13 protein-coding genes are annotated in these 13,594 nt (G+C 69.9%); 8 read left to right on the forward strand and 5 right to left on the reverse strand.

Features of this window, described 5'->3' with window-relative positions; translation table 11 throughout:
* Positions 1–93: 93 nt before the first annotated feature.
* Both FPZ11_RS16545 and FPZ11_RS16550 read right to left on the reverse strand, forming a co-directional pair.
* Entirely contained in the window at positions 94–783 is a 690-nt protein-coding gene (locus tag FPZ11_RS16545; RefSeq protein ID WP_146322158.1) for a cache domain-containing protein, read from the reverse strand.
* The gene (locus FPZ11_RS16550; protein ID WP_146322159.1) at positions 770–1,549 is read right to left on the reverse strand and encodes a FadR/GntR family transcriptional regulator; all 780 of its coding nucleotides are present in this window, start codon (positions 1,547–1,549) and stop codon (positions 770–772) included. Before FPZ11_RS16550 ends, FPZ11_RS16545 begins: the two co-directional genes overlap by 14 nt.
* A gap of 127 nt (positions 1,550–1,676) precedes the next feature.
* Here FPZ11_RS16550 and FPZ11_RS16555 point away from each other — a divergent pair, with 127 nt between their 5' ends.
* The 4 genes from FPZ11_RS16555 to FPZ11_RS16570 all read left to right on the forward strand — a co-directional run bounded on the left by FPZ11_RS16555 (position 1,677) and on the right by FPZ11_RS16570 (position 5,999).
* Entirely contained in the window at positions 1,677–2,864 is a 1,188-nt protein-coding gene (locus FPZ11_RS16555) for a CaiB/BaiF CoA transferase family protein (RefSeq protein WP_146322160.1), read from the forward strand.
* Complete coding sequence (locus FPZ11_RS16560) at positions 2,861–4,027, forward strand: acyl-CoA dehydrogenase family protein (protein WP_146322161.1); 1,167 nt, start codon at positions 2,861–2,863, stop codon at positions 4,025–4,027. Before FPZ11_RS16555 ends, FPZ11_RS16560 begins: the two co-directional genes overlap by 4 nt.
* Entirely contained in the window at positions 4,024–5,493 is a 1,470-nt protein-coding gene (locus FPZ11_RS16565; protein WP_146322162.1) for an aldehyde dehydrogenase family protein, read from the forward strand. The genes FPZ11_RS16560 and FPZ11_RS16565 overlap by 4 nt, the downstream gene beginning before the upstream one ends.
* Before the next feature lie 146 nt (positions 5,494–5,639).
* The gene (locus FPZ11_RS16570; RefSeq protein WP_146322163.1) at positions 5,640–5,999 is read left to right on the forward strand and encodes a tRNA-binding protein; all 360 of its coding nucleotides are present in this window, start codon (positions 5,640–5,642) and stop codon (positions 5,997–5,999) included.
* Positions 6,000–6,025: 26 nt separating this feature from the next.
* Here FPZ11_RS16570 and FPZ11_RS16575 read toward each other — a convergent pair whose 3' ends face one another.
* Complete coding sequence (locus FPZ11_RS16575; RefSeq protein ID WP_210416052.1) at positions 6,026–7,489, reverse strand: helix-turn-helix domain-containing protein; 1,464 nt, start codon at positions 7,487–7,489, stop codon at positions 6,026–6,028.
* A gap of 189 nt (positions 7,490–7,678) precedes the next feature.
* On the opposite strand from FPZ11_RS16575, the gene aceA reads away from it, so the two are divergent.
* Genes aceA through FPZ11_RS16595 form a run of 4 tightly spaced genes read left to right on the forward strand, consistent with a single transcriptional unit; the run spans position 7,679 to position 11,626 of the window.
* Positions 7,679–9,043, forward strand: coding sequence for an isocitrate lyase (gene aceA, locus FPZ11_RS16580; protein ID WP_146322165.1), 1,365 nt, complete (start codon positions 7,679–7,681; stop codon positions 9,041–9,043).
* Positions 9,044–9,062: 19 nt separating this feature from the next.
* Positions 9,063–10,790, forward strand: coding sequence for a malate synthase A (aceB, locus tag FPZ11_RS16585; protein ID WP_146322166.1), 1,728 nt, complete (start codon positions 9,063–9,065; stop codon positions 10,788–10,790).
* Between the two features lie 27 nt (positions 10,791–10,817).
* Entirely contained in the window at positions 10,818–11,372 is a 555-nt protein-coding gene (locus tag FPZ11_RS16590; protein ID WP_146322167.1) for a GNAT family N-acetyltransferase, read from the forward strand.
* Positions 11,372–11,626, forward strand: coding sequence for a DUF167 domain-containing protein (locus FPZ11_RS16595; protein WP_146322168.1), 255 nt, complete (start codon positions 11,372–11,374; stop codon positions 11,624–11,626). Before FPZ11_RS16590 ends, FPZ11_RS16595 begins: the two co-directional genes overlap by 1 nt.
* A gap of 3 nt (positions 11,627–11,629) precedes the next feature.
* Here FPZ11_RS16595 and FPZ11_RS16600 read toward each other — a convergent pair whose 3' ends face one another.
* Positions 11,630–12,244, reverse strand: a complete 615-nt coding sequence (locus FPZ11_RS16600) for a YqaJ viral recombinase family protein (RefSeq protein ID WP_146322955.1) — start codon at positions 12,242–12,244, stop codon at positions 11,630–11,632.
* A gap of 80 nt (positions 12,245–12,324) precedes the next feature.
* On the reverse strand, positions 12,325–13,467 hold the full coding sequence (locus FPZ11_RS16605) for a DmpA family aminopeptidase (protein WP_146322169.1): 1,143 nt from the start codon (positions 13,465–13,467) through the stop codon (positions 12,325–12,327).
* Positions 13,468–13,594: the final 127 nt, after the last annotated feature.

Below are 13,594 nucleotides of genomic sequence, written 5' to 3' on the forward strand. Positions count from 1 at the left end.
GCACGCTCGGGCCAAGCCTATGCGAACGGCGCGAGGTAAATCATCCGGTTTGCAATGATTATCGAACGGGTTGTCGTTCGACGCGCGAAAGCCTCACAGAGTGACGACGCGCAGCGGGATTCCCGCGCACTCGATGGATGCCGCATCCTGGCTCACCAGCGCTCCCGCCGGCGTCGACGGCTCGGTCGAGACCACCACCCGTCCATCGGCGTTCACAAGCGCGAGCCCCTCCGGGTGCTGCAGCAGGACGGGCAGCACCTCGCGTTCGAGCCGCCGCACCGCGATGTCAGCGCCGACGACGCCGACCATGGCGCCATCGACCAGCGCCGGCACCGTCAGCGTGACGATGTAGTCGCAGGTGCAGAGATGGTCGACGTAAGGCCCGGTGACGTGCGGCGCCATCGTCGCGGCGGGCGTCGCGTACCACTCGAGCCCTCGCACGTCGCGCAGATAGTCGGCATAACCGCGCGTGGAGAGATCGAGTCGCGTCGGGGTCTGCGTGCTGCCGAAGATGGGGCCCGCGTCGAGCGGTCCGAGCCACCATGCGAAGTGCACGTCGCCCGCGTGCACGTAGTCGGGAGCGGCGATGAATCCGGCGCCGATCAGCAGCGAGTCCGCCTCGAGTTCGGGAAGCACGAGCCGCGATGCCAGAGCGTCGAGCGCCGAGGGTGTGGTCGAGGGGCCGAGAGACGCCGTGGCCTGGTCGCGCCAGGACTCGAGCAGGCGGAACACGTCGGCGAAGAGAGCGGCGATCGCCCCGGCGCTGTCGTCAGCGGCGGGCACGGCGCACTCCTTCGCGGTCGAGGGCGTCCTTGGCGCGCAGAAGTCCCTCGCTGTGCGTCTGCAGCTGGGCGGCGACGAGCGCCCGTGCTCTGTCGCTGTCGTGGGCCCGCACCGCCGTGGCGATGTCGTGATTGCCCTGCGCGGTGCTCGCCCGCACGGCGTGGTCGTCGAGCGCGAGCAGCAGCAGTGGACCGTACTCGGCCTGCGCACGGATCTGCTCGCGCACGAGCCGCGGCGACTGGCTGAGCACGGCCATCTCGAGATAGAAGCCGCCGGTGTTCGACCTGGCCGATGCCGCGGAATCGAAGGATGCCTCCCCCACCCACGCCACCAGCCGATCGCCCTCCGCGTCGGTCGCTCGCGCCGCCGCGCGCTCGGCGCACCCGCCGAGGATGGTGGCGAAGTACGTCGCCATGTCCGTCAGCTCCACGCGCGACACCGTGCGCAACCGCGCTTCGAGGGCGTTCTCGTGTCCGGTTCCCGAGCGCACGAAGCTGCCGCCGTCGCGTCCGCGACGCGTCTCCACGAGGCCGCTGTCGCGGAGCATCCCGAGGCCCTCGCGCACGGTGATGACGGCGACCCCGAATCGGCGCGCGAGCTCGGTCTCGCTCGGCAGCCGCTCGCCGTCGTCGAGCACGCCGAGGATGATCGCGTCGGTGAGGCGCCTGGCCACCTGTTCGGCGCGGCCTGCGTCGGCGAGCTGGGCGAAGATCGCCTCGCGCGCGGCGGGTCCGACACGCGCCGTCGTCGGCCGCTCTTCGCTCATGCGCACCACCGTAGCGTGCACCGCCGAGTTTTCCGCCGCAAAACATGTGGTCTAGCATGAATCGCATCTCAGCTCGGCGGAGGGCGACATCCTCTCCGCTGGGCACGGCTCATGCGAAGGCGGATGAATGACCGAGACGGCCAAGGGTGACGCCGGCGCATTGCCGCTGGCCGGCATCCGCGTCGCCGACTTCTCGCGGGTGCTCGCCGGGCCGTACGCCACGATGATGCTCGCCGACTTCGGCGCCGACGTGATCAAGATCGAGTCTCCTGCCGGCGACGACACCCGGTCGTGGGCGCCACCGCGCGACGAGTACGGCGACTCCACCTACTTCGCGAGCGTGAACCGCAACAAGCGGTCGATGGTCTGCGATCTCACCACAGAGGTCGGCCTCAGGGAGGCGCGCCGCCTGGCGTCGAGCGCCGACATCGTGATCGAGAACTTCAGGCCTGGCGTGATGGAGCGCTTCGGGCTCGACCACGACTCCGTGTCGGCCTCCAACCCCGGAGTGATCTATTGCTCGATCACCGGGTTCGGCGACGGCGACGGCGCCGCGCTGCCGGGATACGACCTGCTCGTGCAGGCCGTCGGCGGGCTGATGAGCGTGACGGGCCGGCCAGATGGCGAGCCGAGCAAGGCTGGAGTGGCGTTGGTGGACGTGATCACCGGGCTCAACGCGGTCAGCGGAGTGCTGCTCGCGTTGCGGCAACGCGAGAGCACGGGACGCGGCACGCGGGTGCGGGTCGAGCTGATGACGTCGCTGCTGAGCGCGCTGGTGAATCAGGCATCCGGAACCCTCGCCACCGGCGTCTCGCCGAGGCGCATGGGCAACGCGCACCCGAGCATCGCGCCCTACGAGGTGTTCCGCGCAGCAGACCGGGAACTCGTGCTCGCCGTCGGCAACGACAGGCAGTTCGCCGCCCTCGAGCGTGAGCTCGGGCTGGATGCCGACCCACGGTTAGCGACGAACCCGCGGCGGGTGGCTCTGCGGCACGAACTGCACGATGCGATCGACTCGCGCCTGGCGGAGAGGCCGGCGTCGGAGTGGGTGGAGCGGATGAACGCGGCAGGCATCCCGGCCGGGCTCGTCAACACCGTGGGCGAGGCGATCGACTTCGCGGCATCGCTCGGCCTCGACCCCACGGTGACGATCGACGACGGCGACAGGGTCGGCCGGTTCATCGCCGACCCCGTGCACCTCGACGGCGTCACGCCCGCCTACGACTCACTGCCGCCTCGACTCGGCGCCGACCAGAGCGCCGATTGGCGCGACACGTCGGGTCCGTCGAGCACCACGAACGAAGGAACATCATGACCCTCATCGTCGAGACCGTCTTCGACCTGGATGCCCTGCTCACCGACGAGGAGCGCGCTTGGCGCGACAAAGCGCGTGCGTTCGCGACCGAGAGCATCCTGCCCGTCGCCGAGGTGGACTTCGAGAACAAGCACTTTCGCCGCGAGCTCATCGGCGGGCTCGCGGCCCAGGGCTTTCTCGGCATGCATATAAAGGGGTACGGCTGTGCAGGGGCCGGCGCTGTCTCGTATGGCCTGGTCTGCCACGAGATCGAGGCGGCCGACAGTGGATGGCGCACCTTCGTGTCGGTGCAGGGGTCGCTGGCGATGTCCGCCATCGCCAAGCACGGCTCCGAGGAGCAGAAGCAGGAGTGGCTGCCGCGCATGGCGGCGGGGGAAGCCATCGGATGCTTCGCCCTCACCGAACCGCAGGGCGGCAGTGATCCTGCGGCCATGACGGCCACCGCCCGCCGCGACGGCGACGACTGGGTGATCGATGGCGCGAAGCGCTGGATCGGACTCGCCTCCATCGCCGATCTCGCCATCGTGTGGGCGAAAGACGAGGAGGGCGTCGTGCGTGGATTCATCGTGCCGACGCAGACGTCGGGGTTCGAGGCGACGCCGATCGCGGGCAAGTGGGCGATGCGGTCATCCATTCAATGCGACATCCGGCTCGACGGTGTGCGGGTGCCGGCCTCGGCGCAGTTGCCGAACGCACGCGGCCTCTCGGCGCCGTTCGCGTGCCTCAACGAGGCGCGGTTCGGCATCGTCTGGGGCGCGATGGGTGCGGCGCGCAGCTGCCTCGAGGCCGCCGTGCAGCGCAGCCGCACCCGCGAGGTGTTCGGCGCGCCGATCGGATCGCGTCAGCTGGTGCAGGCGAAGCTCGCCGACATGTTCGTCGAGTACGAGAAGGGGATGCTCACGGCCGTGCACCTCGGACGCCTCAAGGAACGCGGCGCCCTCACCCCCGCGCAGATCTCCGTCGGCAAACTGAACAGCGTGCGCGAGGCGCTCGAGATCGCGCACACCTCGCGCGCCCTGCTGGCCGGCGACGGCATCACCGACGAGTTCCCGGTGATGCGCCACGCGGCTAACCTCGAAGCCGTGCGCACCTACGAAGGAACCGACGAGATCCACCAGCTCGTGATCGGCCGCGAGCTCACCGGCCTGGGGGCGTTCGCATGACCACCGACACTCAGTCACGGGTCGCCGCGGCGGTCGATCGTGCGGTCGAGGATGCCGCGGCCTCCGGCTTCGAGACCACCTCGCGCGCCGACCGTGCCCGCTGGCTGCGCGCCCTCGCGGACGCCCTCGACGCAGACCGGGCCGCGCTCGTTCCGCTCGCCCACGCCGAGACCCACCTGTCGGAGGCGCGGCTCGACGGCGAGGTGACGCGCACCGTCGGGCAGCTGCGGTTCTTCGCCGCCGTGATCGAGGAGGGCTCGTATCTCGAGGCCACCATCGACAGCGCGGATGCCACGCTGACCCCGCCGCGTCCCGCCCTGCATCGCATGCTGCGTCCGCTCGGACCCGTCGCCGTGTTCTCGGCGTCGAACTTTCCGTTCGCGTTCTCCGTGCTCGGCAACGACACGGCGTCGGCGCTCGCCGCCGGCTGCCCCGTGGTGGTCAAGGGACACCCAGGGCATCCTGAGCTGTCGCGGCGGGTGGCGGAGCTGGCCACGCAGGCGCTGGCGGACGCGGGTGCTCCGAGTGGGGCGCTCTCGCTCGTGGAAGGCGTCGAGGAGGGTGTGGCGCTGGTGGAGCATCCGTCGGTCACGGCCGTCGGGTTCACCGGGTCGCTGCGCGGCGGGCGTGCCCTGTTCGACATCGCGAGCGCCCGGCCGGCACCGATCCCGTTCTACGGCGAGCTCGGCTCGTTGAACCCCGTGGTCGTCACGGAGGCCGCCGCGGCGGCCCGTGCCGCAGGCGTCGCAGAGGGACTCGTCGGCTCGTTCACCCGCGACGGCGGCCAGTACTGCACCAAGCCGGGCATCGTGTTCGTTCCGAGCGGGGCCGGGCTCGAGGGCGAAGTGGCCGCGCGCATCCCGGGCGCTCCCGCCCAGCAGTTGCTCACGCAGGGCATGAGCGACGCGTTCGCGCGTGGATCGTCGGCGCTCGCGGACCGCGACGACGTCGAGGTGGTGGCGGTGGGCGCGGCCGACGACGCGGCCTCCGCGCCGACGGTGCTGGCGGTGTCGGTGGATGCGTTCGCCGCGGCCCACGAGACCTTTCTCACCGAATGCTTCGGCCCGCTCACGCTGCTCGTGCGCTATGCCGACCGGGCGGAGCTCGACCGGGCGATCGCGGTGCTGGAAGGATCGCTCACCGCCACCATCCATTGCGAACCCGACGAAGACGTGAGCTCGCTCACCGAACGGCTTTCCCGCATCGCGGGTCGCGTGCTGTTCAACGGCTGGCCCACCGGCGTGGCGATCGCGTGGGGTCAGCAGCACGGCGGCCCGTGGCCGGCCACGACGGCATCGATTCACACGTCCGTCGGAGCGACGGCGATCCGCCGGTGGCTGACACCGCTGGCGCTGCAGGATGCCCCGGCATCCGTGCTCCCCGCCGAGCTGGCCGCGGGCAACCCGCTGGGAATCCCGCGCCGGGAGGACGGCGTGCTGGTGGTTCCCGGCACGGAGAGAGCCTGACCGCCTCCGCTTGAGTGCGGCTCATCGAGCACGGTCTCGCGTGGCGCTGCCGTTCGCGCGCGAATCCGCGGTGATCGGAGCGCGCTCCGGACGTCGGGGGTGCGCGTTAGCGTGAGGCGATCGAGCACCGAGACGACGGGAGAGCCATGAATCACGAGGTGGCACCGATCAAGCCGACGATCACCATCGACGACCTCGATCGTGTCGACATTCGTGTGGGCACCATCACCGCCGTCGACGACCTTCCGAACTCCACGAAACTCGTGCGGGTCACGGTCGACCTCGGAGACCACCGGCGCAGCATCCTCGTCGGCATGAAGCAGGAACGCGAAGATCCGACGGAGATCATCGGCCGGCAGACCCTCGTCGTGGTCAACCTCGAGCCCCGTCGCATGGCGGGCGAGCTCTCCGAAGGCATGCTGTTCGACATCGGGTATTCCGACGGCATCACACCCGTGCTCGCGACGCCGGAGACACCGGTGCCCGACGGTACCCGAGCGGGCTGACCTGAACGGGTGGCCGGCCGCGTCACTCAGGCCGGCGCGTGCGCCTGCAGAAACTCGTATACGTCGGTCTCGTCCACGCCGGGGAAGCTCCCCGTCGGCAGCGCTGCAAGCAGCGATGTGGGCGTGCGCGCGGCGGGCCACGCGTGCTGTGCCCAGGCATCCGCGAGCTCGGCGGGCGCTCGGCGGCAGCAGCTCTCGTCTGGGCAGCGCGACTCGGCGCGGTGGGTGGTCTCGCGTCCGCGGAACCACTTGACGTGCGCGAACGGCACGCCGACGCTCACCGAGTACTCGCCCTCCTTGGCCTTCTCGATGCGTGAGGTGCACCAGTAGGTGCCGGTCGGCGTGTCCGTGTACTGGTACCAGGGGCTGAAGCGGTCGGATGCCTCGAACACGGTGCGCGCCGTCCAGTTGCGGCACACCGTGGTGCCCTCGATCGCGCCCGTGGCATCCGAAGGGAACCGCACCGAGTCGTTCTCGTAGGCCTTGATGATGGTGCCCGACTCGTGCACCTTCATGAAGTGCACCGGGATGCCCAGCCGCGTCGTCGCCAGGTTCGTGAAGCGGTGCGCGGCCGTCTCGTAGGAGACCGCGAACGCGTCGCGCAGGTCTTCCATCGAGATGCGGCGCAGGTTCTTCGCCTCGGTGAGCAGGCGCACGGCATCCTTCTCGGGGAGCAGCACGGCGGCGGTCAGGTAGTTCGTCTCGACGCGCTGGCGCAGAAAGTCGGCGTAGCTGCGCGGCTCGTCGTGGCCGAGCACCTGGCTCGCCAGAGCCTGCAGCACGGGGGAGCGCGAGTCGCGCGACGACGGCTGCTGCACCGGCAGGTAGATGCGATGGTTGCGCTTGTCGGTGACGGAACGGGTGGCGTAGGGCAGGTCGCTCACGTAGTGCAGCGTGAAACCGAGCCGGCTCGCGATGTCACTGACGGCCTGCTGCGACACCGGCCCACCACTGTGGCCCACTGCGGTGAGCAGTTCGGACGCCTGCCGCTCCAGTTCGGGGTAGTAGTTGTCGCGCGCGCGCATCTCCTCGCGCAGTTCGGCGTTCGCGCGCCGCGCCTCCTCCGGTGTGGACGCCCGCTCCCGGTGCAGCCGCTCGATCTCGCCGTGCAGCCCGAGCAGCACCTTGAGCACATCGTCGTTCAGCGCCTTCGACGCGCGGATGCCCGGCAACCCCAGCGAGGAGAACACCGGTCCGCGCACGGCACGCTCCACCGCGATCTCCAGCGCGACGCGCTCGCTCGGGGCATCCGCCTTCATCAGGTCGTCGACGGTGGTATTGAGTGCCTGCGCGATCGTGCGCAGCATGGTGAGCCGGGGCTCGCGCTTGCCGTTCTCGATCATCGACACCTGCGACGGCGCGCGCTCCACGGCGGCGGCGAGCTGGTCGAGGGTCATGCCCTGGTGCAGCCGGCGCTCGCGGATGCGACGACCGAGCGTGATGGCATCCAGCTCGTCGTCGTCCACGGGAGTGCGTGCTCCGTCGACCATGACCATCTGCCGATGGTGCCACGGGCGGCGCCGCACCACAAACAGAAGAACCACGATTCTTCTGCACTTCACGGGTGAGTCGGGGATTTCCGGCCGAGCAGAACTCGACCGCACCTTCTTCTTCCGAATCGCCACCGGGATGCTCGCGGTCACCGCAGTCTGGATCCACGCATCCCGACGGAGGACACCATGACCGAGCAGAACGCATCCCAGAACGCAGCACCTCAGCGCCGGCAGCGCCCGGGTGACCAGCGGCAGACCGCTGACGAGTTGGAGCTGGAGTGGAGCGCCGACCCGCGCTGGGACGGCATCCATCGCGACTACAGTGCAGCCGACGTCGTCGCCCTGCGTGGTCGCGTCGGTGAGGAGCACACGCTGGCCCGGCGCGGAGCCGAGCGGCTGTGGGAGCAGCTGCAGCGCACCGAGGTGCCGGCCGCGGGGGAGAGCATCGACGACCCGCAGTGGGTCGCGGCGCTCGGCGCCCTCACCGGAAACCAGGCCGTGCAGCAGGTGCGCGCGGGGCTGCAGGCGATCTACCTCTCCGGGTGGCAGGTCGCGGCGGACGCGAACCTCTCCGGTCACACCTACCCCGACCAGAGCCTGTACCCGGCCAACTCGGTGCCCGCGGTCGTGCGGCGCATCAACAACGCGCTGTTGCGCGCCGACCAGATCGACGCCACCTCGACCGAGCCGTTGAACACCGACTGGCTGGCTCCGATCGTGGCGGATGCCGAGGCCGGCTTCGGCGGACCGCTGAACGCCTACGAGCTGATGCGCTCCATGATCGAGGCGGGCGCGGCCGGCGTGCACTGGGAAGACCAGCTGGCCAGCGAGAAGAAGTGCGGGCACATGGGTGGCAAGGTGCTCGTGCCCACCTCGCAGCACATCCGAACGCTCAACGCAGCGCGGCTCGCGGCCGACGTCGCCGACGTGCCGACGATCGTCGTCGCGCGCACCGACTCGCTCGCCGCCACGCTGCTCACCAGCGACCACGACGAGCGCGACAGGGAGTTCCTGACCGGAACGCGCACTGCCGAGGGCTTCTACGAGGTGCGGGGCGGCATCGACCCGGTCATCGCCCGCGGCCTGGCGTACGCGCCGTACGCCGACCTGCTCTGGGTGGAGAGCTCCGAGCCCGACCTCGAGCTCGCGCGGCGCTTCGCCGAGCGCATCCACCAGGACTTTCCGAACAAGCGACTGGCGTACAACTGCTCGCCGTCGTTCAACTGGAAGCGGCACCTGGACGACGAGACCATCGCGAAGTTCCAGCGCGAGCTGGCCGCGATGGGATACGCGTTCCAGTTCATCACCCTCGCCGGCTTCCACGCCCTGAACCACTCGATGTTCACGCTCGCCCGGGGCTACTCCGAGCGTCAGATGAGCGCGTATGTCGAGCTGCAAGAAGCCGAGTTCGCATCCGAGCTCGACGGCTACACCGCCACCCGCCACCAGCAGGAGGTCGGCACCGGCTACTTCGATCTGATCGCCACGGCCCTGAACCCGTCGAGCGCCACGCTCGCGCTCGCGGGTTCGACCGAGCAAGCCCAGTTCTGATGACACGAAGGAACCGATCATGAACACGAATGAAGAACACGAACCCCGCATCGAGGTGACCGCGCCGCTCGGCGAGCGCTACGACGAGATGCTCTCCGCCGGAGCTCTCGGCTTTCTCGCCGACCTGCACGACCGCTTCGCGTCGCGACGCCACGACCTGCTGGCCGAGAGGATGCGCCGCCGCGTCGAGATCGCGAACGGTCGCGACCCGCAGTTCATGCCCGAGACGGCATGGATCCGGCAGGACCTGACCTGGCGGGTCGCCGGCGCGGCGCCCGGCCTCGAAGACCGCCGCGTCGAGATCACCGGTCCGACCGACCGCAAGATGAGCATCAACGCGCTGAACTCCGGCGCCCGCGTCTGGCTGGCAGACCAGGAGGACGCAACGAGCCCCACCTGGGCCAACGTCGTCGAGGGGCAACTTTCTCTGCACGACGCGATCTGCGGCATCCTCTCGTTCACAAGCGCCGAGGGCAAGGAGTACCGCGTCACCGCCGAGCGCACGCCCACGATCGTGATGCGCCCGCGCGGCTGGCACCTGGCCGAGAAGCACCTGCACTTCGTCGACCGGCAGGGGCGCAGCCTGCCGGCATCCGGAAGCCTCGTCGACTTCGGCCTGTACTTCTGGCACAACGCGCAGCGCCTGGTCGACGCCGGTCGTGGCCCATACTTCTACCTGCCGAAGATCGAGAGCCACGAAGAGGCGCGGCTGTGGAACGACGTCTTCGTCTTCGCGCAGCAGCGCATCGGGATGCCTCGCGGCACCGTGCGTGCCACCGTGCTGATCGAGACCCTGCCCGCCGCGTTCCAGATGGAGGAGATCCTCTACCAGCTGCGCGAGCACTGCGCCGGACTCAACGCCGGACGCTGGGATTACCTGTTCAGCATCATCAAGACCTACCGCTCCCGTGGGAGCGAGTACGTGCTGCCCGACCGCACACAACTCACCATGACGACGCCGTTCATGCGCGCCTACACCGAGCTGCTGGTCGCCACGTGCCACCGGCGGGGCGCATATGCCATCGGCGGCATGAGCGCGTTCATCCCGAACCGACGTGACCCCGAGGTCACCGAGCGCGCGTTCGCGAAGGTCACCGACGACAAGCGCCGAGAAGCGGGTGACGGCTTCGACGGCACGTGGGTGGCGCATCCCGATCTGATCCCGATCGCCCAGGCCGAGTTCGACGCCGTGCTCGGCGAGCGGCCGAACCAGCTCGAGCGCACGAGGGACGACATGCACGTCACGGCGTCCGACCTGCTCGCCTTCAAGGGGGCGGGTGGGGAGGTGACGCTCGCCGGCGTGCGCGACGACATCGCCGTCACGCTGCGCTACGTCGAGTCGTGGCTGCGCGGCGTCGGCGCCGCGGCCATCGACAACCTCATGGAGGATGCCGCCACTGCGGAGATCGCCCGCTCGCAGCTCTGGCAGTGGATCGAGAACGAGACCGTCACGGCAGAGGGCGAACGCATCGATGTCGAACTCGTGCACCGGCTGCGCGACGAGGTGCTCGGTCAGCTGCCGCGCACGGCATCCGATCGCTTCGACGACGCCGTGAAGGTGCTCGAGCAGGTCGCACTGCGGCCCGAGTACCCGGCGTTCCTCACGGTGATGGCGTACACGCGGTACCTGGGAGAGACGCCGACGACCGAATCGACCACTCAGCCGGAGACCCCGGCCCAGCCGAAGTCGGCGCGCGAGCACGCGCGGCTCGTCGGCGAGCGCGACGAGCTGCCGATCGCGGTGTGACGCGGTGCCGACCGCTACCGTTGTCGCATGACTTCGGTAGTGATCAGGCGGGCGACGGCGGCGGATGCCGAATCACTGGCATCCGTCGCCGCCGTCACGTTTCCGCTGGCCTGCCCGCCCGGGTCGACGCGCGAGGCACAGGATGCCTTCATCGCCGTCCACCTCAGCGAGCCGCGTTTCGCCGAGTACCTCGTCGATCCGCAGCGTGTGCTGTTCGTCGCCGAAGAGGGCGGCGAGCTCGTCGGTTACACGATGGTCGTCTTCGGCGAGCCGCACGACGCGGATGCCGCGGCGGCGATCACACTGCGCCCCGCCGCGGAGCTGAGCAAGTGCTACGTGCTGCCTGGGCACCATGGCGCAGGGGTCTCGGCGCGACTCATGGAGGCATCCATCGACGCGGCCCGCGAGGCGGGCGCCGCAGGCATGTGGCTCGGCGTCAACGAGGAGAACGAGCGCGCCCAGCGCTTCTACGCCAAGAGCGGGTTCGAGCGCGTGGGCGTGAAGCACTTTCTCGTCGGCGAGGTGCTCGAAGACGACTACGTGTACGAGCGGGCGCTGGCACCGGAGGCGGCCACCCGCTGATGGCGGCGCCGCTCGCCCCGCGCCGCCTGACCGTTCGCGTCACGCCTGGCAGCCGCAAGGGCCCGCTGGTCGAGCCGACCGACGCCTGGCCGGGCGTGGAGCTGCTGGTGTTCGTGCGTGAACGAGCCGTCGATGGCGCGGCGAACGATGCCGTGGTCCGGGCGCTCGCCTCGTACCTCGAGGTTCGTCCCGCCGACGTGCGGATCGTGCGCGGCGGATCGTCGCGTGTCAAGCTCATCGAGGTGGGTGGATAGTTCTCACACGCTGCCGGCGGCCAGCGTCGCGATCAGCTGCGTCGCAAGGCCCACGAGAGCCGTGATCTCGCGGTCGTCGCGATCGACCCATCGGCACTGCGGGTCGCCGATCGGCACGAAGTCGTCGTGCTGCTCCCACACGAACAGGGTGCGCTCGGCGCCGAGCACGTACTGCTGCCACCAGATCTGACGTAGGTAGTGCCGCGGGATGCTCCGCCACGCCTTGTTCGTGGTCTTGATCTCCGCGAGCTCGAGGCGCCCGCCGTCGCGCACCGCGAGCCCATCCGGGGTGGCGAGATGCCGGCGCTCGCGCTCGGCGTGGAACAGCGCGTCGCTGCCCGCGATGCCGTGCTCGCGGAGCATCCACTGGGCGATCTGCGGCTCGCGCGCCTTGCCGTGCTCGGTGTAGGCGTTGCCGCTGAATCCGCTTCCGTAGACCTTCTGTCTCGCGGCGGCGATCACCGAGGCGGGCGTCGACAGCTTCGCCACGTCGGTCGCCGTGATGCCGCGGGCCCTGGCACGCAGCCAGGCGACACGGTCGGAGGAATGGGCGAGGATGCGCCGCTCGTGCGGGTAGACCCGCGGATACTCCTGCTCGTCGTCGAAGAGCGAGAGCATCGTGTCGGTCACCCGTCCATTGTGCCGTGCAGCGTGCGACACTCTCGCTGCAGGCGCGGGGTTTCGCGGCTCGGGAATCCTCAGCGCGCCAGCCGCTTCACCGCCGCCCGGATCTCGTCGTGCGGCAGCGCGGGGCTGAAGTGTCCGTCGCGGCCTGTCATGTCGTCGGCGGCGACCAAGGCGTTCCACACGGCCTCGTCCACGGCCTGCACCACGGCCGTGTAGACCGGGTCGAGGTGCCCCCACGGCACGAACGTGAGCGACTCGTAATCGGCATCCGTCGCAGGTCCCGCGGGGATGCGCGAGGTGAGCCCGCCCGCGTTCGCGGTGGAGAAGGCGAGCATGATGTCGCCGGAGAAATGGCTGCCGGCCGTGCCGCTGCGTCCGAGGCCGAGCGGACCTCGGCGGGCGAGCGCCGCGCACTGGCCGGGCAGCAACGGCGCGTCGGTGGCGATGACCACGATGGCCGAGCCGGCGCCGGAGCGGGAGCGCGTGGCATCCAGCGCGAACCAGTCGGTGTCGTCCATCGGGTTCGGCGCCGCGGAGTCGCGCCCGAGCGTCATGCCGCCGAGCATCAGCTCCGCGCGACCCCCGAAGTTCGCCTGGATGAACGCCCCGACGGTGTATGTCGTCGAACCGTGGCGCACGAGCCGCGACGCCGTGCCGGAGCCGCCCTTGAAGCCGTAGCAGTTCATGCCGGTGCCGCCGCCCACGCAGCCCTCCGCGATCGGGCCGCCGGTGGCGGCATCCAACGCGGCTGCGGCGTGTTCGGCACGCACGTGCTGCCCGTTGATGTCGTTGAGGTAGCCGTCCCAGGTCTCGCCGACGACGGGGAGCATCCATTGGGCCGCGACCTCGGGCCGGTGCTCGGCGACCCACGCGTCGATGCCGGAATGCACGGCTCCGATCGCGTGCGAGTTGGTGATGCCGATGGGCATCGAGAACGATCCCGACTCGTCGATCCACGACCTGCCGGTGAGCTCGCCGTTGCCGTTGAACGAGTGCACGGCGGCCGCGACCGGCACGCCGACGCCTTCGCGGCCGCGGGGGAGGATGCCCGTCACGCCCGTGCGCACCCGCTCGCCCTCGACCAGCGTGACGTAGCCCACCTCGAGACCCGGCACGTCGGTGATGGCGTTGAATCGGCCGGTCTCACCGGGCAGCGGGATGCCGAGATCGCGGGCCCGAAGGCCGGAGCCGTCGGGCCTTTGTGACGTGGTCATCGGTGACCTCCTGTTTGAACACTGGTTCAAGAATTATGCGGCGAAACCGCTTCAAGTGTTGACATCATGCACCTTAACGGGTTTGAATCCCTGTTCAAAGAGTGGTGAAGGTGCCCTCGCGCCGCAC

The organism is Humibacter ginsenosidimutans, from assembly GCF_007859675.1.
GTDB lineage: Bacteria > Actinomycetota > Actinomycetes > Actinomycetales > Microbacteriaceae > Humibacter > Humibacter ginsenosidimutans.